Source organism: Paenibacillus sp. V4I5 (assembly GCF_030817255.1).
Taxonomy (GTDB): domain Bacteria; phylum Bacillota; class Bacilli; order Paenibacillales; family NBRC-103111; genus Paenibacillus_E.
The window spans coordinates 7,488,440-7,505,797 of record NZ_JAUSZB010000002.1 but is presented as its reverse complement, the minus strand read 5'-3'; the positions used below and the strand labels follow the sequence as shown (position 1 = coordinate 7,505,797).

Below are 17,358 nucleotides of genomic sequence, written 5' to 3'. Positions count from 1 at the left end.
AACAAGGATTAACACTCCTTTAAACTTCTGTACATCAAACCTCCAAAAATGTTTCAAAAGGAACATAAAAAAGCGTGGCTCATGTCACCTGACCTAACCTACGCTGTTGTATGAAGTCCCCTTCGCGATAAAAACGGTTTCACGAATATCGAATCATTCCTCCGTTAACGTGTATCACCTGGCCTGTGATAAACATTGAGTCGTTGGCGGCAAGATAGACATAGGCGGGTGCTACCTCGAAAGGCTGAGCGGCGCGCCCAAACGGGATGCCTGTGCCTAGGGTGGCCACATGTTCCTCGGAGTACGTGCTGACAGTGAGAGGAGTCCATGCCGGTCCGGGAGCAACTGCATTGACCCTGATCCCTCGATCGGCGAGAGACAATGCCATCGTGCGCGTAAAGCTTACAATAGCTCCTTTGGATGCTGCGTAATCGATAACGTTCTTATCCCCTTCATAAGCGACTCGTGAAGCCGTATTAATAATCGAACTCCCCTGATTCAAATATGGCAATGCTGCCTTCGTCAAATAAAACATGGGAAACACATTGGTTCGAAACGTGTTTTCGAGCTGTTCGTCGGAAACGTCCATGATGCTGGCTGTGAATGGTTGTACGGCAGCGTTGTTAATCAAAATGTCCAACCTTTGGAAATGACGCAGCGTTTCACCAATAATGTCAGCCGCATTCGCAGGATTACGAAGATCTCTGGGCAGGAGAATACATGTGATGCCGAATTGCTCAACGTAGAGCTTGGTTTCCTCGGCATCCTGATGCTCATTTAAATAAACGATCGCCAGATCGGCGCCTTCTTTGGCATAAACTGCCGCAATTGCACGACCGAATCCGCTGTCACCCCCGGTAATAATGGCAACTTTACCTCTTAGCTTTCCGCTGCCGACATAACCAGGGTAATCGAATATCGGTCTCGGCGTCATAAGGTACTCTAGTCCCGGGACTTGATCTTGGTGCTGCGGGGGGAATTCTACAGGCTTGTAAACCGTCTCTGTTTGGTAATCGATAAATGGATATACAGGATAGGGATGCATAGATTGCCTCCTCCAAAGATTGATCGATACTATCATATGTACAGAAGGCAATTCCATGAGGAAATAATAAAAAGCGTACCGGTTGGGACGGCACGCCTTTACGTTGAACAACATCATTTTTACTGCAAATATCGATACCCTTGGTCGGTTAAAAAGGCTTCAAATTCAGGTGAAACCGTCATCTGGGTAAATAGAACATTCGCAAGGTCAAACTTCATTTGGTGGAATGCCTCTTCTCCAAGCTTTTCTTTGATCTTTGCTATCTCTTCAACTTGAATCTGTTGGAATAGCTCTGCCGTTACTTTACGCCCGTCATCCAAAATTCCTAGTGGATGGTGGATCCACTGCCAAAGCTGTGCACGTGATATTTCCGCTGTGGCCACGTCTTCCATCAAGTTGTTGATGGGTACAGCCCCAAAACCACGCAGCCAAGCTTCCAAATACTGAATGCCGACGCTGACGTTTGTCCGAATCCCATTCTCTGTTATCGGCCCCAGCGGCACCTCTAGCAATTGTTCAGCGGTAATTTGGGTATCAGAAAGGTGCTTGTCAATTTGATTGGCCGTCGGCATATACTTATCGAATATCGCTTTTGCCACAGGGACTAATCCGGGATGAGCCACCCATGTGCCATCGTGACCATTTCTCACCTCGCGCAGCTTATCTGCTCTTACTTTCGTCATCGCCGCTTCATTTGCCTCCGGATTATTCCTCACCGGAATTTGTGCAGCCATGCCTCCAATGCAAGGCGCATTCCGCTTATGACAAGTCTGGATGGCGAGCAGCGAATAAGCATTCATGAACGGAGATTCCATTGTTACGAGAGCACGGTCTGGAACGATGACGTGCGGCTGCTTCTGCAGCTTTTTAATATAACTGAAGATATAATCCCATCGTCCGCAGTTCAGGCCAGCGCTGTGCTCACGAAGTTCATACAAAATTTCATCCATTTCAAAGGCAGCGACGATCGTCTCAATGAGCACCGTAGCTTTAATCGTACCTTGCAGAATACCAAGCTCCTTTTGAGCAAATAGAAACACCTCATTCCAAAGACGTGCCTCCATATGGCTCTCAAGCTTAGGCAAGTAAAAATAAGGTCCGCTTCCTTGCTGAATCTGTGTCTTTGCATTATGGAAAAAGAATAGACCAAAATCAAATAACGAACCTGATACAGGATGCCCATCAACCTGCATATGCTTCTCCTCCAAGTGCCAACCGCGAGGGCGAACTTTGAGCACTGCCGTCTGAGCTTGTAGCTTGTAGCTTTTCCCTTCCGGACTGGTGAAAGCGATCGTTCGACGAACAGCATCATACAAATTCACTTGACCATCAATCGTATTGTTCCACGTTGGTGAGTTGGCGTCTTCGAAGTCTGCCATGTAGACGTAAGCACCAGAATTAAACGCGTTAATGACCATCTTACGGTCGCCAGCTGGACCTGTTATCTCGACGCGTCTGTCCTGCAAATCCGCAGGGATCGGTGCTATCGTCCAATCACTGCTGCGTATCCGTGCAGTTACTGGTAAAAAACCCGGCAGCTCACCCGCATCAATACGACTCTGCCTCAGGTTGCGCTCCTGCAACAGCGCTAGGCGTTTTGCTCCAAATGTACGCTCAAGATGTGCTACAAATGCTAATGCTTCCGACGTGAGAATCTTCTGCCCCTCCGTAGAAGTCGGTTCGATTTCAATTCCCCTTAGCATGGTTTGATCGATCAATAACCTCATCTCCTTAAACCTTCTGGCATGGCTATTAATGAGCAAATTGCTCCTCTTCTGTGGAGCCGGCAAGCGCAGTAGTGGAAGAAGTTCCGCTCGTAATAACTTGGGAAACCTCATCGAAATAGCCCGTACCTACTTCGCGCTGATGGCGCGTCGCTTCATAACCGCGAGATTCACTAGCGAATTCCGTTTGTTGGAACTGAGAGTAAGCCGCCATACCACGATCTCTATAATCGTGAGCGAGTTCAAACATGCTGTGATTCAAAGCATGGAAGCCTGCCAATGTCACGAACTGGAACTTATAACCCAGCTTGCCAAGCTCTTGTTGAAATTTCGCAATCGTAGGTTCATCTAATTTTTTCTTCCAGTTAAATGAAGGAGAGCAGTTATAGGCGAGCAATTTGCCTGGAAATTGCTCATGAATCGCTTCCGCAAAGCGTCTTGCTTCCTCCAGGTTTGGCTCCGAGGTTTCACACCAGACCATATCCGCATATGGTGCATATGCAAGACCGCGTGAGATCGCTTGATCCAAGCCTGCATGGACATAAAAGAATCCTTCGGGTGATCGTTCGCCAGTTAGAAACGGTCGATCATTTTCGTCAATGTCGCTCGTCAGGAGACTTGCTGCATTCGCATCTGTTCGAGCGATTAGCACCGTCTCCACGCCCATCACATCGGCTGCCAGCCTTGCTGCGATAAGATTTTTTACGGCTTGCTGCGTTGGCAGCAGCACTTTGCCGCCTAAATGACCGCATTTCTTTTCGGAGGAGAGCTGATCCTCGAAATGGACAGCAGCGGCACCCGCTTCAATCATGCCCTTCATCAGCTCGAACACATTAAGTGGTCCTCCGAAGCCAGCTTCCGCGTCTGCCACAATGGGGAGATAGAAGTCAATGCTTCCCTTGCCTTCCGCATGCTGGATCTGATCGGCGCGCTGCAGCGCTTGGTTAATTCTTTTCACAACGCTAGGCACGCTGTTAGCTGGGTAAAGACTTTGATCGGGATACATATGACCGGATAAGTTCGCATCGGCGGCAACTTGCCAACCGCTTAAATAAATGGCTTTAAGTCCTGCTTTTGCTTGCTGCACAGCTTGATTTCCCGTTAGAGCGCCAAGTGCAGGTACAAAGTCCTCATCGTTAACCCGCTCCCAGAATTTGCGAGCTCCCTGCTCAGCTAGTGTCTGTTCAATGATTACGGAGCCACGAAGGCGAAGCACATCCTCTACCGAATAAGGTCGAGACACCCCTTCGAATCGCTTGGAATTCCAGCTTGCTTGCAGTTGTTCACTTTGACTTTGTTTGCTCATGATCCTTTGCACTCCTTTATTGGGTTTTGTTTGTTAAAAGGATACGTCTAGAAATCCGCTGCCGCCGCAAATCGGACAAGTGTTGGGCCAGAGTACACGATCCTGACCAAAATGGATTGGCGACCCCTCTTTGTGAAAATGCTCATCTGTACTTCTCATTTCCTCTAAATCTCCATTACCTTGGCATGTTGGACAATCCATTGTTGTTTCCTCCTCTAATGTATTAATACAGTTTTGTTTTTGTTATATAATATATAACACATAACTATATAATGTTCAATACTGTTTTATAAAATTAATTACTTTTTTTAATATACTATAACAATAAAAAACCTACCGAAAACTCGGTAGGCTTTACTTTCATTTTATAAGTTGCGCAGTCAGCCAATTATCCCACTTCCACATCATTATCAAAGGCATAGTACAGTGTTAAAGACAATGGAGACAATGGATACAGAGCAGTTTCACCACATTCATCGTGTTCCTTATGAACTTCTTGTTTTGCAACAGACCGCTGAAAATCATAGGCGCGAAGGTTTGTGAATTTCCTTCTTTCAAACTCCATCGACGATGCTAAACTACTCATAACCATCTCTCCCTTCAACATATGAACCATTGTACCAATACAGATTGTGTTTATAAGTTATATTGTATAACTAAACAAAACAATTATGCAATAACAACTTTAAAATATTTTAATTGTTATATAACATTATTTGTGACACACTCAAAAACAGCAATTAAAGTTAAACATAATAAATGATGTGGCAAGATTAGTGCTGTGTGACCCGAAAGATGGACACTCTGAAAAAGTGACCTTTTTGGGGACTTTTAACGTTTATTATCATGAATAAGAAAGGTGGAGGATTACACGTGTGAATTAAACTACAACATTGGTAATCACGGTAGCCCAACGAAGTTGCTGAACGACAATAACTCATTATATGCTATCGGTATCAATGGACATTAAAAAAAGATGACCCCGAGGAGCCATCTTTTAACCGCTTAATTTAGAGTCATTCTTTTAAGTGTCCAAGAATAGGGTCACAATTCATAGAACTTGCCCCATCATTCTTTGTTACTTCTTATAAACAATCGGAAAATCGTCTCCGGTCAAAAGTTCGCCTGGTTGAACATGAACATGCTTATTCATGGGATGATTGCCTACAGGCTCATAACGAATATGTCCCGGCATATAATGGACTGCAATGGCACGCCTTTTCATCTGCGATTGATTCGGCAGTGAGCCGTGCCATGTCATGCAGTGATGATAGCCAACCTGACCCTTCTTGATCTCGAACGGAACCGGCTTAATCTCCACACCTTCAGGCAGCAGTTCAGGACGCTTATGCTTCGGCATATGGTCAGCCCCGTGAAGCAAATGCCGCTGGTGATCTCCCCATTGATGACTGCCGGGTACCATCCACATGCAGCCGTTCTCAACAACAGCATCGTCCAGCGCCACCCATGCGCTTATTAGCTCTGCAGGCTTGATGATCGGCCACAGCGGATGGTCCTGATGCCACTTCGTAGGTCCGCCTGTGACTGGCGGCTTGTATTGAATTTGATCGTGCCATATGCGCAGTGTGTCCGTACCGGCGAGCCGTGCAACATCCTCGCATAACGCGAGGTTAGCTGCATGCTGCAAGTAGACATCGCTGGCCATCCAGATGTTAACAACCTGAACAATTGTTTCACTGGCTTCCATGCTCATGCCATATTCACTGCTCTCTGAAGCCAAGTTGCGATTCAGTACCGGTTTCTTAACGGTCTTCCCTTCCAATACAAGATCCAGCTCACGACGCAGAATCTCAACTTCCTCGTCATTCAGCACAACATCGCCCTTAACAAAACCGTCACGTTCAAACAACTGTACCTGCTCCGCTGTCAGCATGCCTAATCCCCCGTCCGCTCATTGTCGTAGCCGATGTTTCGGCTTACAAGATCAAGTGTATCAGCATACGGTTCACTAGTCGTTGCCGTAAAGATTAGAACTAGTTGCACTTTTCAAAGGTTTTTGGCCATGAGCAGCGAAGTAGCTTAGAATAACAAATCGACGAAGGAGCAAGCCAGATGGAACCTACACACCCGCTCGGGCCGATAGCCTTATTACTCCCTACAGTGAACTATGCAAATGTGGAGAGAGAAGTTTCGGCAGGCTTCGTTTTTGGCCCCCGTACGATCCCTGATTGCCAGCTTGTTTACGTTGTATCTGGTCGAATGGATTTGTGGATAGGCACCAATATGTACTCGCTGCTTCCCGGCGAATGTGCTTATTATGGATCGGGAACGCCGCATATGTTATCCGTGCATCCGAGCAGAGCAGCAACGTTCATCAGCCTGCACTTCGATTGGCAACGAGTGTCTCCAGAGCCTGTTCACCCTGGCGCTAAGTTGGAACGCTTTGCAGGCGGACCGCCATTTGACTCGCCTCTGCCGTTCACGGTTGAAGTTGAGGGTTATGGCAGCGTCAGCATTCCTGAGCATTTCAGGCTAGTCACGGGAGAACGGTTGCTGTATCAGATTGTTCAGGAATACAAAGAACAGGAGCCCGGCTATTCGCTCGTTTTAAGAAGTCTTCTGATGCAAGTATTAGCTGAAATTGTTCGCCAAGAATTAGAAATTTCAGCGCTTGATAGCTCGAAGCGAAGCATGATTGGACCGGCGCTGCAGATGATCAGTGAGCATCCAGAACATCCGTGGAGCTTATCAGAGCTAGCCCAGCAGTGCGGTTATCACCATACCTATTTTGCCCAATTATTTAAGGAAGTGATGGGCGTCTCGCCGAAACCCTACATGATTCGTAAACGGATCCAATTAGCGAAGAAGCTTCTGCTAGAGGAAGAAAAAGTAGAGGTTGTTGCCAGCAAACTTGGCTACGCTTCCGTCCATTACTTCAGTCGGCACTTCAAATCAATTACCGGCATGTCTCCGTCTTCTTTTCGACTTTACTGTGGCGAGAGAGGCCCTTTGGCTTAATAGCCTCTCCTCGCCTTTTGATCCCAATAGAACGATTGTTATGTTACTTTCTCACTAACTCAAAATCATCGAATGCTGCCCAGTTATTGCCGTTGGCGTCATGCCATATGCCAATCTCAACTTGGCCGTTTGTCACCGGGATGTTGTCTATCGTACATTTCGTATAATTCGGTATTGGACTCGTTCCAATAACGGCATCAATTTCAGCGGCACCGTAGTTTTTAGCGTATAGCTGTAACGCATTTTGTCCTCCGCTGGAGCGTACCCATACGCTAGCCGAATAGAGTCCGTTTGGCACTGTCTTCAGTTGGGCCGTTATTTGTTGGTAATTAGTCGACGCCCAATGGGTCAGTTTATAGCTTCCACTCCGTGGTAAATCCGTGTCCACTTTCTGCGCAAGCGCTCCATTGTGCCATTCCGTCCATCCTGTCAAATCTCCTGTTTCAAACCCGGGGTTTGTTAAGAGATTTGCAGGCTGTCCGAAGCTTCTTTTCGCCTTTTGGTCCAAATACAAGGATTGCGGCACCAAATCCAATCCTGTACCGATACCCTCTACCAGATCCTGTGGCGCGGAGCCATCCGAGGCTGGTACTGTATATGTCACACCGTTCGCTGCTCCCCTGGTTCCTATGACATAGCCCTGACCAAATTGCTTTGATTTCACAATGGACGATTGACCAGCGGCATAGGCAATACCGTTCGTATTCCAGATTACCGATTGGGTTGTTGTCCATCCATGCTCTATCGTTCCATACGGTCTATACACAGCTTCGATAAAGTCTCCGTTCATTGTCATGTTATCAAATAAGTTCGCCATACTTAAATGCATGTGAAAATCCGAGGCGAGACGGGGAAAGTTCGATGTGCTGTTGTGGATGACGTTTCCGCTCGTCCACAAGTATTGGAAAGTGAAGTTATGCCTTCCGTTCGTCGCTGTAGCATGTTGCACCAGGTTATCCGATCCCTGCATGATGTACATATACCCATTTCCGCCTTCGCCTTTATACTGCGGCTTCTGCAAATGTGTATTTTGGACGGTGACCGTTCTGGATTGAAAGAGTGAAATACCATGGGATAACAAATGATAATCCCCGCTATTCGAACTAGGCTTGTAGCTATTTACGTTATCTACCCAACTATTTTTGGCATTTGCGAACGTAATCGCCTTAGAAGCATGCACATCGTAAGCACCTGTGCCTGTTACATTAAAGTCCAAATCTCCCCAGCCTGTTCCCGTATGCTGCTTCATGCCGATGGACAAATCTTCGATTCCTGCCTCTGCAACGGCTTCGCCTACCTTATATACGCGTGCATTATCCCTTGTTTTCAACGTATATCGAATAGGAATATCGAGAGTAAGCCTATTGGCAGAAGCATCAATACCTGTAATCTTCCTGTAGAACGTCGGCCCCTTCAAAGATGCATCCCATTTGCCGGTCATACCGTGATCCGCAATGAAAGCATCCGTAGCATCGGAGTGCACGATGATAAATTCGTTGATGCTATACCCGCTGACACTATTAACGGGAATTGTCATCGCCTGCGGCTGCACATCACTTCGGATGGAAGTAGGGGTATTCGTTGGCGTAAACCAATCCGCCGACGTTACAGGCGAGATACGAATGACTGCTTTATTCCGCATACTCGTAGAATCATTGTAAATGAACGTTGATGTTTTACCTGAGCCCCGGAGCACGACATTGTCTTTATTAATCCAGAGGGCACTTGCGGCTGTTCCTTGCGGCTTAACACGATAAGTTCCCGCAGGTAAATAAACGATACCGCCTCCAGCAGCACCTGCCGCATTAATCGCATTCTGAATGGCATTGGTAGAATCGTTGGTTCCGCTTGAATCTGCCCCATATTGAGTTACAACGTTATAGGTGGCGCCTGGCGGAGTGGACGGGATGCTTTTCTCACCTCTCCAATAGCCCGCATACGAAAAGTCATGAAGAAATCGGCCTTGCACATCTTTAAACCCAGGGTTCCATTCAGATGGATATAACGAGCTTCTCCAAGGTGTCCCTGCATTTGCCGATTCAATAGGCACAACAAAAGACAGAACTAACATAAACATCCATACTACTGCTAACAACTTCCAAGCGAGCTTCTTTTTCATCAAATGAGCCTCCATTTTTCGATTTTTTCAAGCTCTTATGTCCATTTCTGGCTGTCCGAACGGTTTGATCACCCCCTTAATAAATCAATCAATATAATGTAAGCGTTTACTGACGGTCATAAGAAAGAGTCCCCTCTCTCTTACGGGGACTTATAATTGGTCTTAACGCTTATAGTATCTATCTAAAGCTGACTTCTGGATCTGAATGGCACGATCAATTTTGGATGCTTTAATTTTACTCACATAGGTGTCAAAGGTGTCCAAAGGCTCCACGCCAAGTATGATTTTTAACGACATCTCGTCGACAAGCGTCATAACATCGATCATGATGGAGGAGAGCTCTGCGCTTTCTAGCTCTGTCTTCGGCATTTGCGGGAGTATATGACTGTCAACATCGGTATTTGCCCAAACTTGAATGGCCTCCCTTTGCTGAGGCAATGTGTAATATTGCTCCATATAACGAACGTCCTGGACGAAAGGACCGAAGTAACTAGCCCGGTTATACATCGAAAGGGCTTGAGATGGCGCGAGTTTATAAGGATTTTTCAAAATTAAATCCGTATATCTCGGATATCCGCCTTCCAGGTTATAACTAATTCCCTCAATCCCGAAATTGAAAAGCATATGCCCTTCATCGCTATATCCGTAATCCAGCAGCTTCGCAGCTGCTTCAGCATTCTTACTTTTGCTTGAAATGGCAACCCCGCCTGTCCCCACATACGCATAGCTCCGCTGCCCGAACTTAGGCTTATCGCCTTTTATCAACACCGGATAAGGTGCATGCCCTAACAATGCAGCCTTTTCTTTGTCCTGAACGATGGGCTGCCATTTGCCAATACCTGCGCCAGCATTCCATATCGTTGCCCCGCTTCTTCCTGAAATCATATTGGCATCCAACGTTTTGGTATCCACTGTAGCGATATTTTTGTCAATCAACCCTTCTGCATACCATTTGCGAAAAGTAGCGAGAAACTGTTTATAGCCCTCTTCCATCGGCCCATACTTCACTTGGCCGTTTTCCAAGTAGAACCCTTTCTTGATCCCATAGGCACCCACGAAAGCACCGCCTTCAATGCCGAATAACGGATTGGGAACACCTAAGAAGGTCAAGGGAGCAGCGACTCCCTTCTTCTCTTTAAACGCTTTTAAAACGGTATACCACTCATCAATTGTAGTCGGCGTCTGGAGACCAAGCTCTTGAAGCCAATCCTGACGGATGATAGGCCCCTGATAGGTTCGAAGCAATTCATCGCCCCGAATGAATGGAAACACATAATAACTACCGTTGTCCGTTTTGACCTGTTTGTCTATTTCCGGGTGCTCACTTAAGTATTTTTTTAGATTCGGCGCATGTTTGTCTATGAGATCATTCAATTTCAAAATATAACCGTCATTGATCGCCTTCTCCGGTCCTCCAGGATGGTTATCCCATTCATATTCCATCATATCGGGCAAATCGCCTGACGCTAATAAGACATTCATCGCTTCTTTCGCTTGATTCGATGGCGGTTGAATGAAAGTCAGCCGTACCCCTGTCCGCTTCTGCCATTCTTGGAAGAACGGTATGTCCTGAATGTTCGGCTTTACACTCGCAGCGTTGCCGTTAAGTTCAGACCAATAGGATAGTGCCTTCTTGCCTTGGTCAGGTTGTCCTACCTTGGTAGTAGCTTTATTCGGCTCCTCTGCAGACTTTGCGGAGTTATTTCCAGAAGTACAAGCCGATAACAACAGGGTAATTACCCACATGAACAATAGGATTGAGGTACTTATACGTCTTTTACTCATCTGGTTACCCTCCATTGCCTTAATACCTAGCGTGAATCAGTTCATTTCCTTGAATTTCCCGGGAGTAATCCCCTCGTACTTTTTGAACACGCGAATGAACGTCGCAACCTCATTGTAACCCACATAATTGGCAATATCGGATATGGAGTCTTGCTTATAGCTGATCATGCGTTTGGCTTGCTGAATGCGAACCTTTGTAATGTAATCGAGCAGTCCCTCACCCGTTTGATCCTTAAACAATCTAGAGAGATAACTACCTTTTAACTCAAAGCGTTCACCGATAGTATTCACATTTAAATTAGAATCCTGATAATGCTCGTCGATGTAATGAGTCACCTTGGAGATAAGCTCACGCAGCGTCTCTGCGCGCTCTTTGGACAAGTTCGTCTCCATTTTCACAGCTGCAAACGCACAAACTTCTTTGAGCAAGGTTTGGAGTTCATGCTGCATTTCCAGTATCGTATCACAGGCGATGATCTTATCCATCCACAATGGATTGTCTTCTAAAATACGGCTATCACCGTCTCCTAGTTCATTGATCGCCTTCACCATCGTACCGACAAGATTGAAAATGAGACATCTAGCCAAGGTTAGTGACACGAGGGGCTTATTGAAATTCCGCTCCATAATTTCGTTCATACTAGCACTAGCCTGTTCAAAATCGCCAACTTTTATCAGATTTATAATCTGCTGCTCGACCTGAAGCGGATAATAATAGCCCAGCTGTTGCTGATCCGTGGAATCGATTCGAATCTCATCATAGGTGATGATCTCTCTTTTCCCTCGAACCATCTTATATTCCATGGCATCCAACGCCTCACTATACGCTTCGGCGACTCCAAACAAGGAGCCATGGATGCCGCCGATGGATAACGTAAGATCCATGCGGAATCGAATTAAAAACCGCTGTGCTTCTGTGGCAATCCAATGAAGGTCCTGCTTCATTTCAACAGCTTCGATATCTGCAAAGTTCACAAGACAGACCATCATATCATCTACTTCAGCCACATAACCCGCATGCCCACGCTGCCCAACAAGTTCTTCCACGACATTGGTTATAATGAACTGTATGAGTTTCCTTCTTTCATTCATATCCATTCCCGGCAAATTGGTGGAAAGGCTGTCCTGATTCTCAACAGCAAATAAAATGACAGCAAAATCAGTAGAGATTAAATCAATATGGAACGATTTGAAAGCTTCCTCATATGGAATCAGTGTATCCATCTTCCCTTTCAGAAGCCGATTGAGCATATTGGATCGCAGCACATGGTGATGGGATTGTAATTGTAAAGCTATTTTATCTTTTTCATTTCTTGTTTGTGAAATTGCTCTTTGGATGAAGTTAAGTTCATTGCCATCTGGCCGTTCCTGGGTGGAATTCTTATCAGAAAGCGACTGAACCAGCCGCTGAATAGGCGAATAATTGCGGCGCATAAAAAACCATGTCAATACGCCTGCTCCCATTAAACTTATTAAAATGCTAATATAGGTGAATTTACGGACATATTCTGCTTTCTCCCAATAAATACGACTAGGAATAACCAAAACATATTTCAAATCAGACACGGCAGATTGCATATAAAATAGCTCTGAATCCCCATTCTGCGCCGGCTTGTACATCACATCATCCCTATCCAACAATTGCTCCAAAATAAGGTTCTTATTGACCGACACAGGTAAATTGGAAAGAAGAACTTGATTATCATGATTAAGAATTAAAATCTGTCCGCCACTAAATCCTGAGATTGTTTCCATCGACTTCTGAAATTTTTCTATATCTGCCATGACGACGACGGTACCCGTTTGTTTACCGTTCAAATCCTTAGGCAGGTGTGCGATATAAGCGATTGAGTTTTGAGAATTCGCCGCATCCGCGCGAGGCAATAAGAGAAATTGGTTATTAGCCGAATTATGTATCGTATCGAGCCATTGCTCGTAGCGAAGCGTTCCTGTGTTGTGAATCGTATCAAAAGCAGTCTTTAGGTCCCTAACATTTCCCGGACGGAGGATCGATGATTCCTGATCCCAAGTGACATAAAATTCATCGATCGTTGCATATGACGTTTGGTACATCCTAAATTCCTTCACCAATTGAAAAGCGAGGAACTGATCGTCGTTTGACCGTAGATTGGAGTACATTAAGCTTTGAAGCTTAGCATTCCAAGTGACCTCCATATTCAATCGTTTCATTAAATCGATTTGATTATCAATCGTATATCGGACTTGTTTCAATAAAGAATCATTCGCACGATGAATCTCGCTCTTTAGTGCTTCACTTGATTGCATATAAATAATCCAGCTCATCATCATAGGTACGAACAACACCGCGCTATATGAAATTAACCAAGTAAAAATAATGCTTTTTCGTTTCTGCCAAAGAAATCGGATCTTCACATGGATCTCCTCCCATTGAATGGTAGATGAATGTCTGAAGGGATTGTCTCCACTTACCTCTATTATACCTCTGATTGCAAAGGGAGGAATGTCCAAAATGACAAAACCGATTGACAAAAGCTCTATTTAACCCGATTTTATTCGGTTTTAACCTTTCAAAGAACCTACCATAACCCCTTTTACAAAGTAACGTTGAACAAAAGGATAGATACAAAGCACAGGTACGGTAGCTACGATAATCGTCGCATATTTAATCGTTTCACCTATTTGATGTCGATCTCCCGCATCTGCCCCTACTGACATTCCGTCTGTAGAATTCGAGATTAATATCTCACGGAGTACAAGTTGTAAGGGGAACAGATCTCTGCTTTTAATAAATACAGAAGCATAGAACCAAGCATTCCATTTATCAACCGCATAATAGAGAATCATAACCGCAATGACCGGCATGGAAAGCGGAATAATGATTTTGAACAAAATGGTGAAATGATTTGCTCCATCAATCTTGGCCGACTCCTCTAAACTATCGGGTACAGACATGAACGCCGTACGCATGATGATGAGATTGAAGGTACCGATCGCAAATGGAATAATCGTAGCCCACAACGAGTCCAGTAGGCCAACATTCTTCACAACCAGATATAAAGGAATTAAGCCCCCGTGAAAAAACATGGTGAAAACGATGATCAGCATAAATGCTTTATTCCAAATGACATTTTTCCGTGAAAGCACGTAAGCCCCTAAAGCTGTCATCAAAATATTCACTAAAATACCGAACACAACGATAAATAGCGTATTGCGGTATCCGATCAGAATGCCTGGGTTTTTCATGACACCTTTGTACGCTTCCAGACTGAAACCTAAGGATTTATACAGAATTCCCTTGTGAGCCACGAGCTGACCTGCTTCACTAAAGGATGCGAAGACGACATATAACAATGGATATAAAGTAGCAATCACTAGCACTATTAAAATGAGATGAATACCAATATCGAACAATCTTTCAACTATACTAGGTCCCTTATTCATTTGCTTCACCTCACCATAAGCTGCTTTCATTTACTTTGCGGCTGATATAATTGGCTGTAACCAATAAAATAAGATTGATTACAGAGTTAAATAAGCCGACTGCTGAGCTGTAACTCCAACCGAATTCAAGTAACCCCTTACGATAGACAAAGGAAGAAATGACATCCGCGGTTTCATAAGTGACCGGATTGTAAAGGAGAATAATTTTCTCGAATCCTACATTTAATAAATTCCCCATTCGCAATATGAACATGATAGCAATCGTTGGCATGATGCCTGGTAAGGTGATATGAATGATTTGCTTCCACCTGGTTGCTCCGTCCATACGCGCAGCTTCATACTGCTCGGTATCAATACCCATTAATGCCGCAATATAAATGATGGACTCCCAACCAATTCGCTGCCAAATCTCCGAGAGAATATAAATAGGACGGAATAAATCAGGCTTCTGAAGCATCGTCTGGCCATCATATCCAAACGTCATAAAGATCTTGTTGATCACACCATCTGCATTCGTAAAATCAGTTATAATCCCACAAATGACAACAAGTGAAATAAAATAAGGCATATACGTAATGGTCTGAGCCACACGCTTGAACATCTTGCTGCGCACTTCATTGATTAGCAAGGCCAGAATAATCGGCGCTGGGAATTCAAATACCAAGGAGTACAAACTGATAACAAGCGTATTTTTTAAAATGCGCCAAAAGTAAAAACTGCTGAAAAAATCTTGAAAATGCTTAAATCCTACCCACTCGCTGCCTAGAATACCTTTCATGGGCGAATATTCTTTGAATGCAATCAGTGCTCCATACATAGGGGCATAATGAAAGATAATATAATAAACAAGCACAGGAACCATCATCAGATACAAGTATTTATTCATTATAAAATCACGAACATATCGATTTATGCCCGGTTTTTTCTTTGCTAGTACCATACTTTTGTGCGGTTGCGTAGTCTCCATCTTTTCCCTCACCTCATTCTGAATGGATGGAGAGAGCAAAGCTCTCTCCACTTTGTTCCGCATTATCTTTTGTTATAACGATCCAAAGCTGCCTTTTGAATTTCAATCGCACGATCCAACTTCAAAGATTTCATTTTATCTAAGTATTTCGGATATTGATCGACGGATTCAGTTCCAAGAACGATTTTTAAGGTCATTTCATCTACCAGCGTATTAATGTCACTCATGATTTTTGCATATTCCGAACTCTCTTCCGGCGTTGGCGTAAGCGGAGGCAGACTATACTTATCTGTATCCGTTTTCTTCCAAACATTGATCGCCTCACGCTGGGTTGGCAATGTAAAGAATTGCTCGGCATATCGTTTATCTTGGATAAACGGACCGTTATAGCTGCCGCGAACGTACATGGACATTGCTTGCGCCGGAGCTAATTTATCTGGGTTTTTCATCAATAAATCTGTATATTTCGGATAACCGTTCTCTAAATTGTAGCTAACGCCTTCTGTACCGAAGTTGAAAAACATGCGTCCAGCTTCACTATAACCATAATCCAGCAGCTTCGTCGCGAGTTCCGCATCTTTCGCCTTCGTCGTAATAGCCACAATCCCTCCAGAGGAATACGGTTTATCCTTTTGACCAAATTTAGGGATATCTCCTTTTTTCAACACTGGGTAAGGAGCTGCGACCAATTGTGCTTTCGGATCTTTCGCTTGGACAATCGGCTGCCATTTCCCAATACCGCCTCCAGCATTCCCAATACTTGCTCCCGTGCTAGCTGTGGAGAAGTTTCCATCCAACGCTTTCGAATCGACAGTGGCAATATTTTTGTCCAGCAAGCCCTCTTTATACCATTTGCTGAATAATGCCATATAATCTTTGTATCCGCTCTCCGCAGGACCGAATTTGATTTCTCCATTTTCCAAATAGAAATGGCGGTTAACCCCAAAAGCCCCTAGAAACGCGCCATTATAAGATTCATTGAAAAAGTTCGGTTTACTGATGAAAGAAAGAGGTGCAGCTGCTCCTTTCTTTTCTTTAAACGCTTTAAGGGCCGTTGTCCATTCATCAATCGTTTCTGGTACAGGAAGACCTACCTCGTCCAGCCAATCTTTGCGAATAATTGGACCTTGGAATACTTGCAGATACTCATCTCCCCGAATGAAAGGAAACGCATAGTAGCTGCCGCTATCGGTTTTTACCATTTTGTCAATTGCGGGATTGTCTTTCAGAAATTTCTTAAGGTTAGGCGCATGCTTGTCGATCAAATCATTCAATTTAAGGATGTATCCATCCTTAATCGCCTTCTCAGGTCCACCAGGGAAAGTAAGGAAATTATATTCGATGATATCGGGCAAATCCCCGGATGCCAACATGACATTAAGAGCCTCTTTGGCCTGACCCGTCGGCGGTGCGGAGAACTTGAGCTGCACGCCCGTTTTTTTCTGCCAATCTTGAAAGAAAGGAACTTCAGCGTGGGTTGTTTTAACACCGGTTAAATTGCCGGTTAGCTCGCCCCAATAGGTCAGTGTCTTATCGGTTTTGATTGGGTATGTCGTAACAGCGTTGTTCGCGGATGGAGATTGCGTTTCTTTCGTAGTATTAGGTGTAGATCCCGTCTGAGAGGAGCAAGCAATCATAGTGCCCATCATCAAGACAGTCATAGTTGAAGCTAACATTTTCTTCATTCATTGACCCTCCAGTAATTTTATGGTGAGATGCATCTCTTCCCTTAGATTAATGGAACGCCTCTGGCATAAATATGAGTAAAATGAGGAATGGCATGTTGATTTTCATTCAGAAAACTGATTATTTCGCCAAAGCAATAGAGTATTTCTAAAAACATTAGCCATATTTACAAAAAAAGAACGACTTTCGTCACTTGCCTATCTAAATTCCCATCTCCTCCGATTATTTTCTTGCAATCTCCAGTCATTTCAAGCGCTTAATCGCCAGTTTTCAAGAAAAACCCGACTTCGTCCAATCGGACAAAGTCGGGTTCCGTGTCTCAAC

Annotated in this window: 13 protein-coding genes; 1 reads left to right on the top strand and 12 read right to left on the bottom strand. The window is 44.6% G+C overall.

Annotated features, from left to right (window positions below; translation table 11 throughout):
* Positions 1–139: 139 nt before the first annotated feature.
* The 6 genes from QFZ78_RS35625 to QFZ78_RS35600 all read right to left on the bottom strand — a co-directional run bounded on the left by QFZ78_RS35625 (position 140) and on the right by QFZ78_RS35600 (position 5,969).
* Complete coding sequence (locus tag QFZ78_RS35625; RefSeq protein ID WP_307554452.1) at positions 140–1,045, bottom strand: SDR family oxidoreductase; 906 nt, start codon at positions 1,043–1,045, stop codon at positions 140–142.
* A gap of 119 nt (positions 1,046–1,164) precedes the next feature.
* The gene (gene aceB / locus QFZ78_RS35620) at positions 1,165–2,748 is read right to left on the bottom strand and encodes a malate synthase A (protein WP_307556070.1); all 1,584 of its coding nucleotides are present in this window, start codon (positions 2,746–2,748) and stop codon (positions 1,165–1,167) included.
* A 49-nt stretch (positions 2,749–2,797) separates the two neighbouring features.
* Positions 2,798–4,075 (bottom strand): isocitrate lyase, encoded by a 1,278-nt coding sequence (gene aceA / locus QFZ78_RS35615; RefSeq protein ID WP_307554451.1) that lies wholly within the window; start codon positions 4,073–4,075, stop codon positions 2,798–2,800.
* Between the two features lie 33 nt (positions 4,076–4,108).
* Positions 4,109–4,276: a hypothetical protein gene (locus tag QFZ78_RS35610; protein ID WP_307554449.1), complete on the bottom strand. Its 168-nt coding sequence runs from the start codon at positions 4,274–4,276 to the stop codon at positions 4,109–4,111.
* Between the two features lie 187 nt (positions 4,277–4,463).
* Positions 4,464–4,661: a hypothetical protein gene (locus tag QFZ78_RS35605; protein ID WP_171640581.1), complete on the bottom strand. Its 198-nt coding sequence runs from the start codon at positions 4,659–4,661 to the stop codon at positions 4,464–4,466.
* Between the two features lie 492 nt (positions 4,662–5,153).
* Positions 5,154–5,969 (bottom strand): phytanoyl-CoA dioxygenase family protein, encoded by an 816-nt coding sequence (locus QFZ78_RS35600; RefSeq protein WP_307554447.1) that lies wholly within the window; start codon positions 5,967–5,969, stop codon positions 5,154–5,156.
* A 179-nt stretch (positions 5,970–6,148) separates the two neighbouring features.
* On the opposite strand from QFZ78_RS35600, the gene QFZ78_RS35595 reads away from it, so the two are divergent.
* Entirely contained in the window at positions 6,149–7,054 is a 906-nt protein-coding gene (locus QFZ78_RS35595; protein ID WP_307554445.1) for an AraC family transcriptional regulator, read from the top strand.
* Positions 7,055–7,097: 43 nt separating this feature from the next.
* Here the strand turns inward: QFZ78_RS35595 and QFZ78_RS35590 are convergent, their stop codons facing one another.
* From QFZ78_RS35590 to QFZ78_RS35565, 6 genes are all read right to left on the bottom strand, one after another.
* Positions 7,098–9,173 carry a glycosyl hydrolase family 28-related protein gene (locus QFZ78_RS35590; protein ID WP_307554443.1) on the bottom strand — a complete coding sequence of 692 codons (2,076 nt, stop codon included), beginning with the start codon at positions 9,171–9,173 and terminating at the stop codon, positions 7,098–7,100.
* 162 nt (positions 9,174–9,335) lie between these two features.
* Complete coding sequence (locus QFZ78_RS35585) at positions 9,336–10,958, bottom strand: extracellular solute-binding protein (RefSeq protein WP_307554441.1); 1,623 nt, start codon at positions 10,956–10,958, stop codon at positions 9,336–9,338.
* Positions 10,959–10,994: 36 nt separating this feature from the next.
* A complete protein-coding gene (locus QFZ78_RS35580) occupies positions 10,995–13,352 on the bottom strand; it encodes a helix-turn-helix domain-containing protein (RefSeq protein WP_307554439.1) in 2,358 nt (785 codons plus the stop codon).
* A gap of 147 nt (positions 13,353–13,499) precedes the next feature.
* Positions 13,500–14,381, bottom strand: a complete 882-nt coding sequence (locus QFZ78_RS35575; RefSeq protein ID WP_307554438.1) for a carbohydrate ABC transporter permease — start codon at positions 14,379–14,381, stop codon at positions 13,500–13,502.
* A 10-nt stretch (positions 14,382–14,391) separates the two neighbouring features.
* Positions 14,392–15,321, bottom strand: a complete 930-nt coding sequence (locus QFZ78_RS35570; RefSeq protein WP_307556068.1) for an ABC transporter permease — start codon at positions 15,319–15,321, stop codon at positions 14,392–14,394.
* Between the two features lie 89 nt (positions 15,322–15,410).
* Positions 15,411–17,033 (bottom strand): extracellular solute-binding protein, encoded by a 1,623-nt coding sequence (locus QFZ78_RS35565; protein ID WP_307554436.1) that lies wholly within the window; start codon positions 17,031–17,033, stop codon positions 15,411–15,413.
* Between the last annotated feature and the right edge of the window lie 325 nt (positions 17,034–17,358).

Coding starts and splice junctions, on each gene's coding strand:
- QFZ78_RS35625 (WP_307554452.1), bottom strand. CDS start 1,045: ATGCATCCCTATCCTGTATATCCATTTATCGATTACCAAACAGAGACG.
- QFZ78_RS35610 (WP_307554449.1), bottom strand. CDS start 4,276: ATGGATTGTCCAACATGCCAAGGTAATGGAGATTTAGAGGAAATGAGA.
- QFZ78_RS35590 (WP_307554443.1), bottom strand. CDS start 9,173: ATGAAAAAGAAGCTCGCTTGGAAGTTGTTAGCAGTAGTATGGATGTTT.
- QFZ78_RS35585 (WP_307554441.1), bottom strand. CDS start 10,958: ATGAGTAAAAGACGTATAAGTACCTCAATCCTATTGTTCATGTGGGTA.
- QFZ78_RS35575 (WP_307554438.1), bottom strand. CDS start 14,381: ATGAATAAGGGACCTAGTATAGTTGAAAGATTGTTCGATATTGGTATT.
- QFZ78_RS35565 (WP_307554436.1), bottom strand. CDS start 17,033: ATGAAGAAAATGTTAGCTTCAACTATGACTGTCTTGATGATGGGCACT.
- QFZ78_RS35600 (WP_307554447.1), bottom strand. CDS start 5,969: ATGCTGACAGCGGAGCAGGTACAGTTGTTTGAACGTGACGGTTTTGTT.
- QFZ78_RS35595 (WP_307554445.1), top strand. CDS start 6,149: ATGGAACCTACACACCCGCTCGGGCCGATAGCCTTATTACTCCCTACA.
- aceA (WP_307554451.1), bottom strand. CDS start 4,075: ATGAGCAAACAAAGTCAAAGTGAACAACTGCAAGCAAGCTGGAATTCC.
- QFZ78_RS35570 (WP_307556068.1), bottom strand. CDS start 15,321: ATGGTACTAGCAAAGAAAAAACCGGGCATAAATCGATATGTTCGTGAT.
- QFZ78_RS35605 (WP_171640581.1), bottom strand. CDS start 4,661: ATGAGTAGTTTAGCATCGTCGATGGAGTTTGAAAGAAGGAAATTCACA.
- aceB (WP_307556070.1), bottom strand. CDS start 2,748: ATGCTAAGGGGAATTGAAATCGAACCGACTTCTACGGAGGGGCAGAAG.